Here is a 14,630-nt window from a genome sequence, read left to right on the forward strand (position 1 = left end):
AGTCTAGTACTTTTTTGAATATTCGCATAAATATGTCTCATAAATTAACGTTAAATTACTGGATAAACCATTTAATTATAAGTAAACGTTTAACTTAAAACACAAAAAAATAACCCGTAGAAGAGTTGCTTACTGCAAAACTTTTACGGATTCACGTTCGATGATTTGATGGGGCATAATAATGCTTTGCGTCGTACCGCCTGTTTTTAAAGCTTCAAACAATAATTCAGCTGCCGTTTCCCCCATTTCCCTCAGCGGCTGGGATAAGGTAGTGAGGGGAGGTATGGCCATTTCGGAAATCTTTAAATTATCATAGCCGATAACGGAAATGTCTTCAGGTACTTTAATATTCATTCGATAGGCTGAAGCCATTGCTCCAATCGCCATTTCATCACTGGCTGCAAAAATAGCTGTCGTTTCAGGAGCTGCTTCCATTAACTTTTCAAACATCGTAAGTCCGTCTTCATAAGAAAAACCCTGTGCTGAAACCACAATAGGGGATTCATTTCCCAGCTGATCTCTCATCGCTGCTTTAAACCCATCAATCCGCGGAGAGCCGGCGATTGGGTCTTCTTTAATTCCGCTGATCATACCTATCTTCTCATGTCCTTTATTAATCAAATAAGAAGCAGCCGCATATGAAGCATCACGATCATCGACCTTTACATAAGGAAGCGGATGTTTGTGAGACTTGGTAGAAACCAAAACTGCTGGAACATTCATCTCTTTGATGGCTTCATAATACTCATCCGTTATTTCTTCACTGGCAAACAAAATCCCTTCGACTCTTTTTTCACTTAACAGCTTTAAGTAATCGAGTGTTTTTTCCCCTTGTGAAGCTGTATTACATACAATTACACTGTGTCCCAAGCTGTGAGCAACTTTTTCAATTCCATGTAATAGCTCAGAAGAGACCATCCCGGAAATATCAGGGAAAAGCACCCCAATGGTTTGCGTTTTTGTATTTTTCAGTCCCCTGGCTACAGCATTGGGCTTGTATCCTAATTCCTCAACAGCCTCCATCACGAGCTTTTTTGTCTTCTCTGAATAACCAGCAGACGTACTATTTAAAATTCTTGAAACAGTAGCAATCGAAACATTGGCATGTCTAGCTACATCCTTAATGGTTGGGTTCATGACCCTTTCCCCCTCTTAACGAGTAAACGTTTTCTCTTTGGGTGTATCGTACGATAAGGGGGTGCCCCTGTCAATTCTTTTAAAACTTCTAAACCTGCTGTTTATATAAAGCAATCAAGGAATATATCTTCCATTAACGGGTATGTAATTATATCAGCATAACTAATGGAGGAGGAAGACATATGGATAAAAGAATCATGGGAGCCGTATTTTCTCAAGTAGGCGATACCGAACGAGCGATTAAAGATTTACAAGGGCACGGCTACGGTCCTCAGGATATTTCAGTGTTTGCCAGGGATAGAAATAAAGTAAACGTCCTTGAAGATGAAACAGATCTTCATGTATCGACCAATAAAGGAAAACGAGGAGAAAAAGTTGGGAAAGGGGCAGGTATTGGAGCAGCTTCAGGCGGTATTCTTGGCGGACTGACGGGCTTAATCGTAGGGCTTGGAATTCTGGCTATTCCCGGGATCGGTCAAATCGCAGCAGCCGGCCCAATCGTTGCCGCTCTTTCCGGACTCGGTCTTGGAGCCGGTGGCGGCGGTATTGTGGGTGCGCTTGTTGGAGCCGGCATGCCGGAAGAAGAAGCGAAACAGTATGAGGAGCACTTAAGAGCCGGGAAAATCATCGTGATGGTCGAAGCTGATGAGAAACACGAAAACACGATCTATCAAACTTTCTTATCAAACAAAACAGAGAATAATTCGATGTATCCAAGAAGGAAAGAAAGCCACGTCTCCACCCACGATCATACGGAAACCAAACCCAGGGTTTCAAATAATGAAGGCGTCGGCGAAAGACGAAGCAGGCGTAGTGTCCGTTAATTTTTACTTGAGAACGCACGGAGGATTCCGTGCGTTCTTATGTGGTCTGAATCATTATTTAGCTCGTATTCTCCTGCACCACGTCAGTATTTCGCGATCCACTCTGTCTCCAACCAAATAAAAAAGCAATTCTGCCCCAGCAGAATTGCTTCCCCTATATTACCTCTTTATATGTTTACAAACCTCATTCGCAACCTCAACTGTCGTTGCATGACCGCCAATGTCGCCTGTTTTTACTCCGGCCGCTGTCGTTTCTTCAACAGCCGCGAGAATGCTTTCGGCCATCTTCGATTCACCAAGATGATCGAGCATCATTTTAGCTGTCCAGATCTGTCCGATCGGGTTCGCGATTCCTTTGCCATAAATATCAGGCGCAGACCCATGGACGGGCTCGAACATCGATGGATGCTCCCCTGTCATGTTTAAGTTTGCCGCGGGCGCGATTCCGATGCTGCCCATGATCGCCCCGCCGATATCTGTTAAAATGTCTCCGAACAAATTACTGGCGACAATCACATCGAATTCCTGAGGTTTTGATACGAAGAATGCGGCTAAAGCATCAATATGATGTTTATTCGCCATCACATCCGGGAACTCATCACTGATTTCGGCAAAAATCTCATCCCAAAACGGCATCGAGTGGACAATGCCATTGGATTTTGTCGCGCTCGTCAGCTTCCCTCTTCGCTCAGATGCCAGCTTGAACCCGTAACGAATCGCGCGCTCTGAAGCTTTTCGGGTAAAGACAGCGTTTTGAATGGCCATTTCGTCCTGACCTCTATGTATGCGGCCTCCGACTTCACTATATTCACCTTCACTGTTTTCACGCACGACCATGATGTCAAAATCTCCAGGATTCGCCAAAGGGGATTCCAGTCCTTTGAAGTGCTTCGCAGGCCGAATATTGAGTGATTGATCCATCTCGCGGCGGATTTTAATCAATAATCCCCATAAGGAAATGTGGTCCGGCACCCGCTCTGGATCACCGACAGCTCCCAGTAAAATCGCGTCAAACTTTTCAAGCTGTTCGATTCCATCATCGGCCATCATTTTTCCATGTTCTAAATAGTAATCACAGCCCCACGGAAACTCTGTAAAATTAAACGACACATCGTCAAAAACTTCCGCTGCATGGTTCAAAACATCCAAGGTTACGGGTACAACTTCTTTCCCTATTCCATCGCCAGGTATAACCGCAATATTATAATTTCTCATAGGTTCCTCCTTAATGAGTAATAGCTTCCTTAACAGCTTCGATCCACGTTCTTGCCATCAGCATATTCCCTGTAGACGTCATGTGAACGCCATCTGTCGTTAACGGGACCGAAGAATTTTTCTCTATCTGGGTGATAAATGCTTCGTGAGTCGGGACCAAAATCGCCTGATAATCTTTGGCGAGCTTATCGACGATTTCAACATAGTCTTTTAACAGCTGATTCCCTTTAGAATCAGCATCCTCCTCAATAACAGTCGGCTGCATTAAAATAATCTGGCTGTCCGTTTCATCGGCGACCTGCTTCAGTAACTTTTTATAAATCGATAAAAATTGATCCGGATCCACCTGGTTGATCTCAGGATTATCGAGCTGCCGCCATACGTCATTGATCCCTATAGAGATTGACACCCAGTCCGGCTTCACATCAATCACATCACGCTGCCACCTCTGTTTGAGATCCGTAATTCGATTTGCAGAAACCCCTTTATTCACGAAGTCCAGTTCCTTTTCCGGAAAAAAAGTGATGTAGTAATCTCTCAACAGACGTACATAGCCATCGCCTAAATCCTCCGAGTCCGTACCCCGATGAGAATCCGTAATGCTGTCACCAATTAAAATAATTTTGCTCACGATCACTCACCCCCTTTCTATAGCAACCATAAGAATTCTGAAAAACAAACTCACACCAGGAACGTCACTACCTGCAGATACGTCTGGACGAACAGGTAAAAAGCCACCGCATATAAGATGTTAAATTGAAAACCATTTTTAAAAATGCTTAAACCGTTTTCGCTGCTTAACACAATCGCTGGAAGAATAAATGGTGAAAGCAGCGCTGAAACAACACTTCCAGAAGTGATCGACAACACTAACAGCTCCGGCGGATACGGCAGTGACACGTTTTGAAGTACCCCTCCCACAAGAACCAGTACCGGAAGCGGTCCGATTCCAAAAAAGCTGAGGACCATCGGAACAAACGGCAAAATACTTAATAAATCCAAAAAAGGAATGCTCTGCTCGACCAGTAAAATGCCGTCAATGAGCGCCTTTCCCCATCCGGATATATTCAAAGCGACAATCACCAGACCTACGGAAAGCAGAATACTGAATTGCTGCGCCTTTCCTTGCAAGTAGCCCGTAAAATAAAACGAGATATTCTTTTTCAAGCTTGTAAAGCGGCGTTTACTAAAGAAATAAAGAAGTGTATAGCTTAAGATGACCGGCGGGATGATAACGAGAATCTCAAGCCCAAATACCCCGTGGAGGAAAAAGATTGTACCAAAAATCAGCACAAATAATGTGATGAACTCGAGCACTTCCCGGCTTAACTTCCCTCTTTCCTGTGAACCAATTGCTTTTTTAATCTCTTCTTGAAGAGCCGAAGTGATATCAATCTTATAGTGTTTCTCTTCAAAATAAGAAAAAGCTACTGCAAGCACTACGGCCCCAAACGAAATAAAGGCTCCCTGCACCATCGACATCCATAAAGAAGCATCTAAAAAATTTACGATAAACACAAAACTTGGAATGCTGATGACCCACAGCGTGCACAGTGAGAAAGCACGGAGCAGCGCCGTTCCTTTAAAATTTTCCCAGGCCTCTCCTTTTCGATTGCCTAAGATTCCCTGGATGAAATGATACACCGTCTGAATTGAACCAAATAAAAGAAAGAACGAGAGAACCTGTGTAATCATCATAATTCCAAAGTAAAACTTCCGGCTCGTGTTTAAAAAGTTACCCGCCAGTGACATGATTTTTTCTATGTAAGGCTCCTCATTAAGAATCCAGCTGATGATCGGTACAATTAATAAAATTGCAATTAAGCTGGTCATCTGCCTGAAACCTTCCAAAAGACCTTCTGTTATAGAAGCGTCAGACATGATCAGTATAAAAAAGGCAAACGAGACTAGGAAAAACGGCAGCACCCGCTTTCTTCCCGTTAAATAGAAGAAAGAAAAAGCAAGCGATAAGACTCCTAAAATCGAAAGGGATGTTAACATCTTATCATTTTCAAAAAAACGCGTGGCGTAAAATAATGCGATATATAAGTTAATGATAACAGCGTATGAATAGATGGAAGCTTTGTTCATCTTAAAACTCCTGACTACATTGAATAATTCCATTATATGCCTGGCTGGATTTGGAGTCTAATGATTTAGACCGCAGAAACATCCTTCTTTCTGTGATAATCACTCACTAAAAGAACTTCGAATATCCTGGAGTATATCGTGTTCGAAGGGATGAAGCTTCTTATGAATCATCAGTCACAAAGTGTGCAGGGATACTCCATTAAACCCGGCGATAATTTTTGGCGTCTGGCAGAAAAGTTTAATGTTCCCATCCACAATTTGCTCGCCATGAACCCAGGTGTGAATCCATACCACCTTTTTATAGGGCAGAATATTTTCATTCCAATAGTGCAACCAGCGTTTATGCACTCAAGGAACGCTGAATGCATTAGTCCAGCAGAATTGGAATTAAAAAGTAACATGCGCAGTTTATGGGAAGAACATGTAGCATGGACAAGAATGGCCATTATCAGTCTCATCTTTAATTTGCCAGATGTGAACGAAGTGCTTACCCGACTTCTGAGAAATGCCACAGACATGGGTGATTTACTTAAGCCGCTATATGGAAATCAGCTAGGTGACCGTTTTGCAGAGTTAATCAAGGAACACTTACTTATCGCTGCAGATTTTGTCAAAGCAGCCCTTGCAGGTGATCAGCAGGCAGCCTCAGAAGCGGAAACGAAATGGTATGCCAATGCTGATGAGGTTTCTGCCTTTTTAAGTGAGATCAATCCTTTTCTGTCAGAAAAAGAATTTAAACAAATGTTCTCCACCCACTTAGAACTAACCAAAACAGAAGCCGTATTAATGATAAACAAAGAGTATCAAAAGGATATTGAGATCTATGATGAAATTGAAGAGCAGGCGTTAATGATGGGCGACATGATTTCAGATACCATCGTGAAGCAATTTCCAAACGTATTTTAAAAGCCAAACCTCCACGGGTTGGCTTTTTTGTTTATCATTTCTGTTATTTACCAATAACCATTGCGCACGTGCTCTGCATAATAAATTCCCTGCCAAGATACACTAAATTTAAATCGACGGGATCGTATGATTTTCAACATTTTTCAAAAGGGGGATGGCAATGGAGCTGAAATTCAGAAAGTTTATAGTCGCAGCCATGTGCTCAATGATTTTAATGATTATCGTTACACAAGTAACCACCGCTTCAGAAGACTCCCCTCCTCCTTCGACTGCCGCTAACGCTGAAATCAGAAAAGACTCGCCTTATGATTACACGCTCGTCTGGATGTCTGACACCCAATATTATTCAAAAAGCTACCCGCACATTTACAAGCAAATGGTCGACTGGATTGCCACCAATCAAGCCTATCTAAACATTCCCTATGTCTTTCATACCGGCGATATCGTAAATAAATGGGACAATGAGGAGCAATGGCAATATGCCGATGAATATATGAAGGTGCTTGAAAAAGCCGAGGTGCCTTATGGAGTCCTTGCAGGAAACCATGACATCGATTTAAAAAATAACAACAGCTACAAACAGTTTTCCAAATATTTTGGACAGAAACGATTTGAGAAACAAAAGACTTACGGCGGTTCATACAAGGATAACCGCGGACACTATGACCTGGTCAGTGAAAATGGAGAAGAATTCATCATGATTTACATGGGATGGGGGATCTCTCAGAAGGAAATCGACTGGGTAAATAAAGTCCTCGCGGAGCATTCCGACCGCATTGCTTTCCTAAGCTTCCACGATTATTTACTAGTTTCTGGAAAACGCAGCCCAATCGGTGAGGAAATCTTTGAAGAAGTTGTCGAGCCTAATGAAAATGTCGTCGCCACCTTAAATGGACACTACTACGGCAGTGAAACACTGATCGACGAAATAGACGATGACGACGATGGCACGCCAGACCGCAAAGTGTATCAAATGGTCGCTAATTACCAGAGCGAACCCGAAGGCGGACAAGGCTACATGCGCCTTCTAAACGTGAACTCAAACGAAAATAAAATTTATGTCAAAACATACTCACCTTATTTAAACTCTTATAATTACGATGAGGCTAAATCGAACCCGGGAAAAGGGGAACTCGTTATCGAGCTGCCGGATGAATTGGGATAGAATGTATAACTAAAAATCCCCTGCAGATGATCTGCAAGGAAACATATTTTTTAATAAATTTATCCTATATTTTTTCTACCTTACAATTTTTTTGTGTTTCTTCATTAAATTTTCAATCACATTTCCCGAAGATTTTCCTCTTTGCCCACTTGCACTCGTAAACCTCGATTGACTTTTTATAGAAGAAAAATAACAACAGCGTTTTTTTACACTGTTGTTATTTTAGTTTTCCGGTATATATCTTTAATTCCTTACAGCAGCCACCTGCCTCCATCCGCCCAGAGCAGAAATATCTTCCGCTCCTGAACCAGCATATCCTTCACAAATAAACCCTGGTACTTCAGATCCATCCTCAAGCTCTACTTTCCCAATTCCTAAAGGAGAAGGTATCGAAGCTGTGAAGCATCCAAGAGATTCTACAGGCATTTCCCATACTTCAACACTAATAGCTGCTCCTCCTTTGTTTTGCTTAATCATACCTGGTTTGGCGGGATGGCCCGGAAGTTTTATTAACTGGTATTTGGGAGCTGTTAACGTTTCTCTTACAAATTCTGCCCCACATTCACGCATTTGTTTTTCTAAGGGATATCCTCTCATATGGAGGCCGCATACGACTAAATCTGTCGTTTCTTTTTTTACTTTATGCCGCTTGGTCCTCTCGACTTCTTTTGAGCGAGTCATCCAAAGATCGGCAGTACCAGCTGCTAAGCCTTCTTGTTCGGCCAGGCTGAAAATAGTGATCCCAAAAGGAACTTGGGGAGCCGCATCTCCTGCAGGAACAGCTACAGCTGACAGATCGAGTAAATTGCAATGATTCGTATAGAGACCCATTTTGCTGTTGGTTGCGACAGGGTCTTGGCTGACTTCCTCCCTTGTCCATGTCCCTCCACAAGTAGGCATGACGAGGGCAGCGTCTTTTAATAAATTCTTTACGTCTCTCTTTAAAGCTTGCAGTTTGTGGATCGCTTGAAATAAGGATGCGGCGTCATAATTCTCCGGGGAACCGGAACGTAGCACTTCTTCAGTTACAGGAACCGCTGTGCAGGGCTTTGAATCGATAAAGTCACCCAAAGCTGCCCATCGTTCCGCTATCCAGGGGCCGCCATATAAAACTTTTGCTGCTTCCGCGAATAAATCTGTATTCACATAGACGACCGGCACCCCTTGTTCTTTCACCTTAGCTGCTGCTGCCTCCCAGGCCTTTTGATATTCCTTGGCATAAGGGCCATAAAATTCAGGCGTTTCTTCAGGCAAACAAATTTTTTCTGGATGTTCGGGAACTAGCTTTGGCAATTTCTTCGACCATGGGTCTGTTGATTCTTCCCCTCGGGCGTGTTCATCTACTTTTATAGCCTCATCCAATGTATGAGCAAATACTGTGACGCAGTCGATACTTTCACAGGCCGGCACTACTCCTTCTTTAGACCAGGCACCAAGGCTGGGCTTAAAACCAATCAGATTGTTTAAGGCAGCAGGTACACGCCCTGACCCTGCCGTATCCGTCCCAAGAGAAAAAGCAGCCTGTCCTCTTGCCACGGCTACGGCGGAACCCGAACTGGATCCTCCACTGATGAGTTCTTCTTTAATGGCATTATGGGTTTCTCCATAAGGACTTCGTGTTCCCACTAGTCCCGTAGCAAATTGATCTAAATTGGTTTTTCCAACAGGGATCGCCCCAGCATCAATCAATCGACTGACTACCTTCGCATGCTCACCTGGTGTGTACGAATAATCAGCACATCCCGCCGTTGTAGGGATGCCTGCGAGATTGATATTGTCTTTAACCGCAAAGGGGATGCCCCAGAGCGGAGCATCGGTCTTGTTTATAGTTTCTAAATTATCGAGATACGGCTGGAGCCAAGATAGATCAGGCGGCGTTATCCATATATTCATAAACTGATTCTTCTCTGCCCGTAAAATGATTTCTTCTATGACCTGTTTCGGGCTTATAAGGCCATCCTTGTATTGCTGCTGGAGCCAGTCAATCGTTAAATGTGCTGGAAGTTTACTCACTTAGCCGCCACCACGCTTTCTTCTTTAATTGAAGCAATCAATTGCCCGGCCTGCACTTCTTCTCCCGGCTCTACATAAATAGAAGTAATATACCCATCGCAAGGGGCTTGCTGAGGGAACTCCATTTTCATACTCTCTTCTATTATAAGAGTGTCCCCTTTTTTCACGTATTCACCAGAAGATACGAGAACCTTCCAGACACTCCCTGGCATTTGTGAGCGGGCAGCCGTTTCTCCGGCCGGGATTTCTCCTTCAGGTACAGCTTCCTCATTATCCATTTCAGACACATGCTCGGCAATCCCCGCTTCCTTCCACCTTTCTCTTTCCGCCCTGAAGGAAGCCTGCTGATGTTCTTTGAATGAAGCGGCGCTTTCTTTAATAGATTCCTGGAATTGAAGATATTCTCCAAGCTTGAAGGTTGTTTCTGTTATATCTGCCTCAAACCTTCCTCGTAAAAAGTCCTCTCTCATTTCCAGCAGTTTATCTGGTTCCACCGGATAGAATTGAATCTGATCAAAGAATCTAAGAAGCCACGGTTTTCCTTGTTCAAAGCTCTCTGTAGAACGCAGGCGGTTCCAAACCTGAATCGTACGACCGACAAACTGGTAACCGCCAGGGCCTTCCATCCCGTACACACACATGTACGATCCACCGATACCTACCGCGTTTTCCGGTGTCCATGTTCTCGCTGGGTTATATTTTGTCGTAACTAGACGGTGGCGGGGATCGGTAGGAGTCGCCAGCGGGGCTCCTAAATATACATCGCCGAGTCCAAGCACCAGGTAATTAGCATCAAAGACAATCCTCTTTACATCCTCGATGCTGTCCAAACCGTTGATACGCCGGATAAATTCCAGATTATCCGGACACCACGGGGCATCGGGACGAACATTATTTTGATAACGTTCGGTGGCCAGCTGAGTGGATGGATCATTCCAGGAAAGCGGCAGCCGGACAATTCTGGACGGCACCTCAATTGATTCAAGCGGAGGCAGCTGACTATCCACTTCAAGTACTTTTTCACAGGCCTCCTTTATCGTCATTTGCAGCGGGTCAATGTGGATCTGTAAGGAACGTACGCCAGGAGTCATTTCGATCGCTGGGAGACATTCTGTTTCTTTTAATTGTTCCATTAAAACTTGTACCTGGAACCTTAGAAGCAGATCAAGCTTCATTTCCCCATATTCCACCAGCAGGTATTCATCGCCGCTGCAGCGGATCGTAATCGGATATCTGCGGTCTGTATCCACATAGGCAAAGATCGGATAACTGGAATCCAGATCGGAATTTGGGACAGGAAGATGAATTTGCGGAAGATTTTTTCGCGCTCCCTGGCCGATTTTTTCAATCTTTTCTTCTTGCACCTGTCGCAAGCCATTGGCTTCTTCGAGTGTAAGCAACTGAAAGCGGATCTTATCCCCCGGGTGCAGCTGTCCGATCTTCCAGAACTCCGCTGATGCGGTAGTCACAGGACAGACAAAACCGCCCAGGCTCGGGCCGTCCGGGCCTAACAATATTGGCATATCCCCAGTTAAATCGAGGGTTCCGATCGCATACGCGTTATCATGAATGTTCGAGGGATGAAGCCCTGCTTCTCCCCCATCTTCACGTGTCCAGTCGGGGGCTGGACCCTTCAGTCGAACTCCAGTCCTGGAACTATTAAAATGAACTTCCCACTCGGTTTCGGTCAGCTGCTTGAGATAGTTTTCATCCAAATACTCTTCTGTACAATGTGGTCCTGGAATAACGCCAATGGTCCACGTTTTCGTAATAGCCGGCTGGTCTTCCTCTGCTAACCCTTGTATGCTTCCGGGTACATTTCCTTTTTTCACACCTAGTACGTCTCCCGGGCGGAGTGCTCTTCCACCATGACCCCCGAATCCGCCTAATGTGAAGGTTGAGGAACTACCTAGGATTTTAGGCATGTCCAAGCCGCCTTCAACTAAGAAATAGGTCCGCATTCCTTCTTTTGCTTCACGGAAGGTTAAAACCTGGCCTTGGTTAGCAAATACAGGCTCGTACATCGGAACAGCCTGACCGTCCAGCTCTGCTTCCATGTCCGCCCCTGTCAGGCAGAACCACATATCATTACGAAAACTATACGATCCTCCTTGAAGGGTCAGCTCAAGCCCGGGTGCCTCTCGCTCATTGCCAAGCAGTTCATTCCCGATTCGGAAGGAGTAAGGATCCATCGCCCCACAAGGCGGAACTCCTACGTCCCAGTGGCCGGTTCTCCCGGGGTAGTCTTGAACAGTCGCTTGAATACCGCCATCTAAAACTTCAATCGCATTTTCCGCTGGTTGGAAGTCGTTGAGCAATTGAGTAAAAACCTGTCCACTTTGAAAGCTATCTTCTAGAAGCAGCTCTTGAAGATAAGAGAGGTTGGTCGTGACCCCGTACATCTTAGTTTCTGAAAGGGCCTGAATCAGCTTATGAATAGCTTCGGTACGGTTCCTGCCATGGACAATAACCTTAGCAAGCATCGGATCGTATAAGGCGGTAATCGTGATCCCGTCTCTCACCCATGTTTCATTTCTGGCTTTTTCAGAGAATTGCGCCTGGTCCAGATACCCTGCACTCGGCCGGAAATTATGAAGGTAATCTTCCGCATACACGCGTGCCTGGATACTGTGACCTTTCATTGTTGGAACCTTTTCTTCAAGACCATAGAGTTGATCAGCCGCTTCCTTCACCATCCACTCCACTAAATCTACGCCTAATACTTCCTCGGTTACACCGTGCTCTACTTGCAGCCTCGTATTAACCTCTAAAAAATAGAATTCTTCGCTCTTTGGGTCAAACAAAAATTCTACTGTTCCTGCACTGCGGTAGCCCGCTTCTTTAGCAAGACGTTCAGCTGCCTCTGCCATACTTTGTCGTACGAATTCAGACAAAGCAGGAGCCGGGCTCTCTTCAATCACTTTCTGGTTCCGTCTCTGAAGCGAGCAATCGCGCTCACCGAGAGATACGACCTCACCCCTGCTGTTTCCAAATATTTGAACCTCCACATGCCGAGCTTTAGGAATATATTTTTCTAAAAACACGCCGCCATTGTTAAAATTTGATTCAGCAAGGTGGCGGACGCTTTCAAAGGCCGTACGCAGTGCATCTTCATCGGCACAGACCCGCATACCAATACCACCGCCGCCAGCTGTACTCTTTAAAATGACGGGGTAGCCGATCGCTTCCCCCTCAACCACAGCTTCTGCGATCTCTTCTATTAAATCGGTTCCTGGCAGTAATGGAACCTCGGCTCGCTCCGCCATCTCCCTTGCTGTATGTTTTAAACCGAAGATTTCCATCTGATCCGGGGTAGGACCAATAAAGGTGATGCCTTTCTCTTCACAAGCTCTAACGAAGTCGGCGTTTTCACTAAGGAAACCGTAACCGGGATGAATGGCCTGTGCGCCGGTATCAATAGCTGTCTGAAGAATAAGGTCTGCATTTAAATAACTATCCTTTGCCGGTCCCTCTCCAATAAGTACCGCTTCATCCGCATAATCGACATGGAGACTGTCCTGGTCCGCTTTCGTATAAACAGCCACAGAGGCAATCCCAAGTTTTTTTAATGTTCGTTCAATCCTTACTGCAATGGCGCCGCGATTCGCAATCAATACTTTTGTAAACATAAAGTTGTTTCCCTCTCCTTTTTATAATCGGAATATTCTGATCTTTATATTTAAAAAAATAGAGCTATTGGTCCCATATTAAGAGTCTGATAGGTGTTGGGTTAAAACCGCTGCACGGATTATTCAATTGCGGGCAGTTGCTGATTAACACTTTAGTGCGGCATCTCGCTTTCATTTCGACATAATGCCCCGGGCCTGAAATTCCGTCTGCAAAGGATAATCCTCCTTCTGGTGTAAGAGGTACATTCATAAAGAAATTGATATTAGGGGCTAGATCTCTTTTTGTATAATTCTCCCCATGCTTCGCGAGCTGGTTCATAAAGTTATCGCGGCAATTATGCATATGCAGTCGGTCATGGGCGTATCTGACCGTATTGCTTTGAGCCGAGCAGGCGCCACCAAGCGTGTCGTGACGTCCAACGGTATCCGCAACGATTTCTAAAAGCTCCTTCCCTGACTCTGCTCTGAGGATTGAACCTGTCGTCAAGTAGACATTTTTTTGACCAGCTATTGTTGTCAGGGCACTGTAATGATCTTCAGGCTTTTCTGCATCATAAAACAACGTATCGGCCGCCTGGTTTCCCTCTTCATCTACTATTCGAAGCACCTGTCCGGGAAGCAATTCGTACATCCACCCGTCTCCTGCAGGAAGCGAATGATCATACACTGCATTCTCTACTTTTCTGGAACTTACTTTTTTTGTTATCACACTCATGATTTACTCCTCCTTTAATTTTTATTGGCTGACCAATGAATAGTAATTCCAAGTATTTTCAAATGCTCGTCTGTTTTCAGGATGGTAATTCACACAATAATCGTCGTCTTTGACTGGAGCGGCAGGCAGTACTTCAACTTTTACAGATGCATTTGGAAAAGCCAGGCTTGGATTATGAGGGTTTGGTGTATTGGAAAGCAGCAGCAGTATATCCATCTCTGTTCGAAGAATGACACTGTCCCCTTTCTTACTGTGTCCTTCTACAAAGTTCATATCTCCACTCTCATCCACAACAATCTTTGAAAATAAGTTAAGGACAGGCCCCATATCCCGGCTCTCCAGTCCATTTCTCACCAATTCCATCGCAAAATTTTCCTGACCGCTTCGATACCATTCATTTTGATTTTGCTGATAAGTTGTTTTACCGTACTTATCATCGGTCAGCTGCCTTGTCGTATAACCACCGATTGGATCATGCCAGCCAAGATCATCCTCCAAAATGCTTACCATAGCCTGGCCATTATCACTCATTAAAATATTTCCTTTCGTCAAATGAGAAGTATGCTGAGCTTTTAATGTATCCGGCATGTTGTACCTTTCACTTCTATTCCCTGCATTAAAGAATAGACAAGAAAGATTTGCCCCCTCTTCCAGAGCTGTGACTTTAATCTGCTTTCCTTTCGATATGCTGCCCGACCACTTTGCTCCTGCACGAAATGTGCGAGTCCAAACGTTTCCCATCATGATTCCTCCTTAAGAATGTTTTCTAATAAAAAATAAAAGCCTGGGAGATTTAGAATCTCCCAGGCTTTTGTCCCTCCGTGTATATAGATTAATGATGAACCTTAACCTATACCGCTCTCTCTCGGACCTGACTTGATACTTCTATCAACGGAACCCTAGAAAGCTTTTTTGTCCTCGAATCCGAGAACCTT

Annotated in this window: 11 protein-coding genes and 1 riboswitch; of the genes, 3 read left to right on the plus strand and 8 right to left on the minus strand. The window is 44.4% G+C overall.

Annotation, left to right across the window (positions count from 1 at the left end):
* Positions 1-129: 129 nt before the first annotated feature.
* The gene (locus tag HUS26_RS13220; protein WP_173917602.1) at positions 130-1,137 is read right to left on the minus strand and encodes a LacI family DNA-binding transcriptional regulator; all 1,008 of its coding nucleotides are present in this window, start codon (positions 1,135-1,137) and stop codon (positions 130-132) included.
* 182 nt (positions 1,138-1,319) lie between these two features.
* Here HUS26_RS13220 and HUS26_RS13225 point away from each other — a divergent pair, with 182 nt between their 5' ends.
* Positions 1,320-1,961, plus strand: coding sequence for a general stress protein (locus tag HUS26_RS13225; protein WP_173917603.1), 642 nt, complete (start codon positions 1,320-1,322; stop codon positions 1,959-1,961).
* 159 nt (positions 1,962-2,120) lie between these two features.
* On the opposite strand, the gene HUS26_RS13230 is transcribed toward HUS26_RS13225, so the two are convergent.
* From HUS26_RS13230 to HUS26_RS13240, 3 genes are read right to left on the minus strand one after another with little or no spacing between them, the layout of a single operon-like run.
* Positions 2,121-3,176, minus strand: coding sequence for a tartrate dehydrogenase (locus tag HUS26_RS13230; RefSeq protein WP_173917604.1), 1,056 nt, complete (start codon positions 3,174-3,176; stop codon positions 2,121-2,123).
* A gap of 10 nt (positions 3,177-3,186) precedes the next feature.
* Positions 3,187-3,810: an SGNH/GDSL hydrolase family protein gene (locus HUS26_RS13235; protein ID WP_371809635.1), complete on the minus strand. Its 624-nt coding sequence runs from the start codon at positions 3,808-3,810 to the stop codon at positions 3,187-3,189.
* Positions 3,811-3,857: 47 nt separating this feature from the next.
* A complete protein-coding gene (locus HUS26_RS13240) occupies positions 3,858-5,267 on the minus strand; it encodes a hypothetical protein (RefSeq protein ID WP_173917606.1) in 1,410 nt (469 codons plus the stop codon).
* A gap of 162 nt (positions 5,268-5,429) precedes the next feature.
* Here HUS26_RS13240 and HUS26_RS13245 point away from each other — a divergent pair, with 162 nt between their 5' ends.
* Together HUS26_RS13245 and HUS26_RS13250 are read left to right on the plus strand one after the other, a co-directional pair.
* Positions 5,430-6,173, plus strand: a complete 744-nt coding sequence (locus HUS26_RS13245; RefSeq protein ID WP_173917607.1) for a LysM domain-containing protein — start codon at positions 5,430-5,432, stop codon at positions 6,171-6,173.
* Between the two features lie 160 nt (positions 6,174-6,333).
* Entirely contained in the window at positions 6,334-7,338 is a 1,005-nt protein-coding gene (locus tag HUS26_RS13250) for a metallophosphoesterase (protein ID WP_371809590.1), read from the plus strand.
* Positions 7,339-7,581: 243 nt separating this feature from the next.
* Here HUS26_RS13250 and atzF read toward each other — a convergent pair whose 3' ends face one another.
* From atzF to HUS26_RS13270, 4 genes are all read right to left on the minus strand, one after another.
* Complete coding sequence (gene atzF / locus HUS26_RS13255) at positions 7,582-9,351, minus strand: allophanate hydrolase (protein ID WP_173917609.1); 1,770 nt, start codon at positions 9,349-9,351, stop codon at positions 7,582-7,584.
* A complete protein-coding gene (uca, locus tag HUS26_RS13260; RefSeq protein ID WP_173917610.1) occupies positions 9,348-12,980 on the minus strand; it encodes an urea carboxylase in 3,633 nt (1,210 codons plus the stop codon). Before uca ends, atzF begins: the two co-directional genes overlap by 4 nt.
* A gap of 64 nt (positions 12,981-13,044) precedes the next feature.
* On the minus strand, positions 13,045-13,695 hold the full coding sequence (locus HUS26_RS13265) for an urea amidolyase associated protein UAAP2 (protein WP_173917611.1): 651 nt from the start codon (positions 13,693-13,695) through the stop codon (positions 13,045-13,047).
* A 21-nt stretch (positions 13,696-13,716) separates the two neighbouring features.
* Positions 13,717-14,436: an urea amidolyase associated protein UAAP1 gene (locus tag HUS26_RS13270; protein ID WP_173917612.1), complete on the minus strand. Its 720-nt coding sequence runs from the start codon at positions 14,434-14,436 to the stop codon at positions 13,717-13,719.
* A gap of 57 nt (positions 14,437-14,493) precedes the next feature.
* Positions 14,494-14,609, minus strand: a riboswitch (guanidine-I (ykkC/yxkD leader).
* Between the last annotated feature and the right edge of the window lie 21 nt (positions 14,610-14,630).

Source organism: Halobacillus sp. Marseille-Q1614 (assembly GCF_902809865.1).
Taxonomy (GTDB): domain Bacteria; phylum Bacillota; class Bacilli; order Bacillales; family Halobacillaceae; genus Halobacillus_A.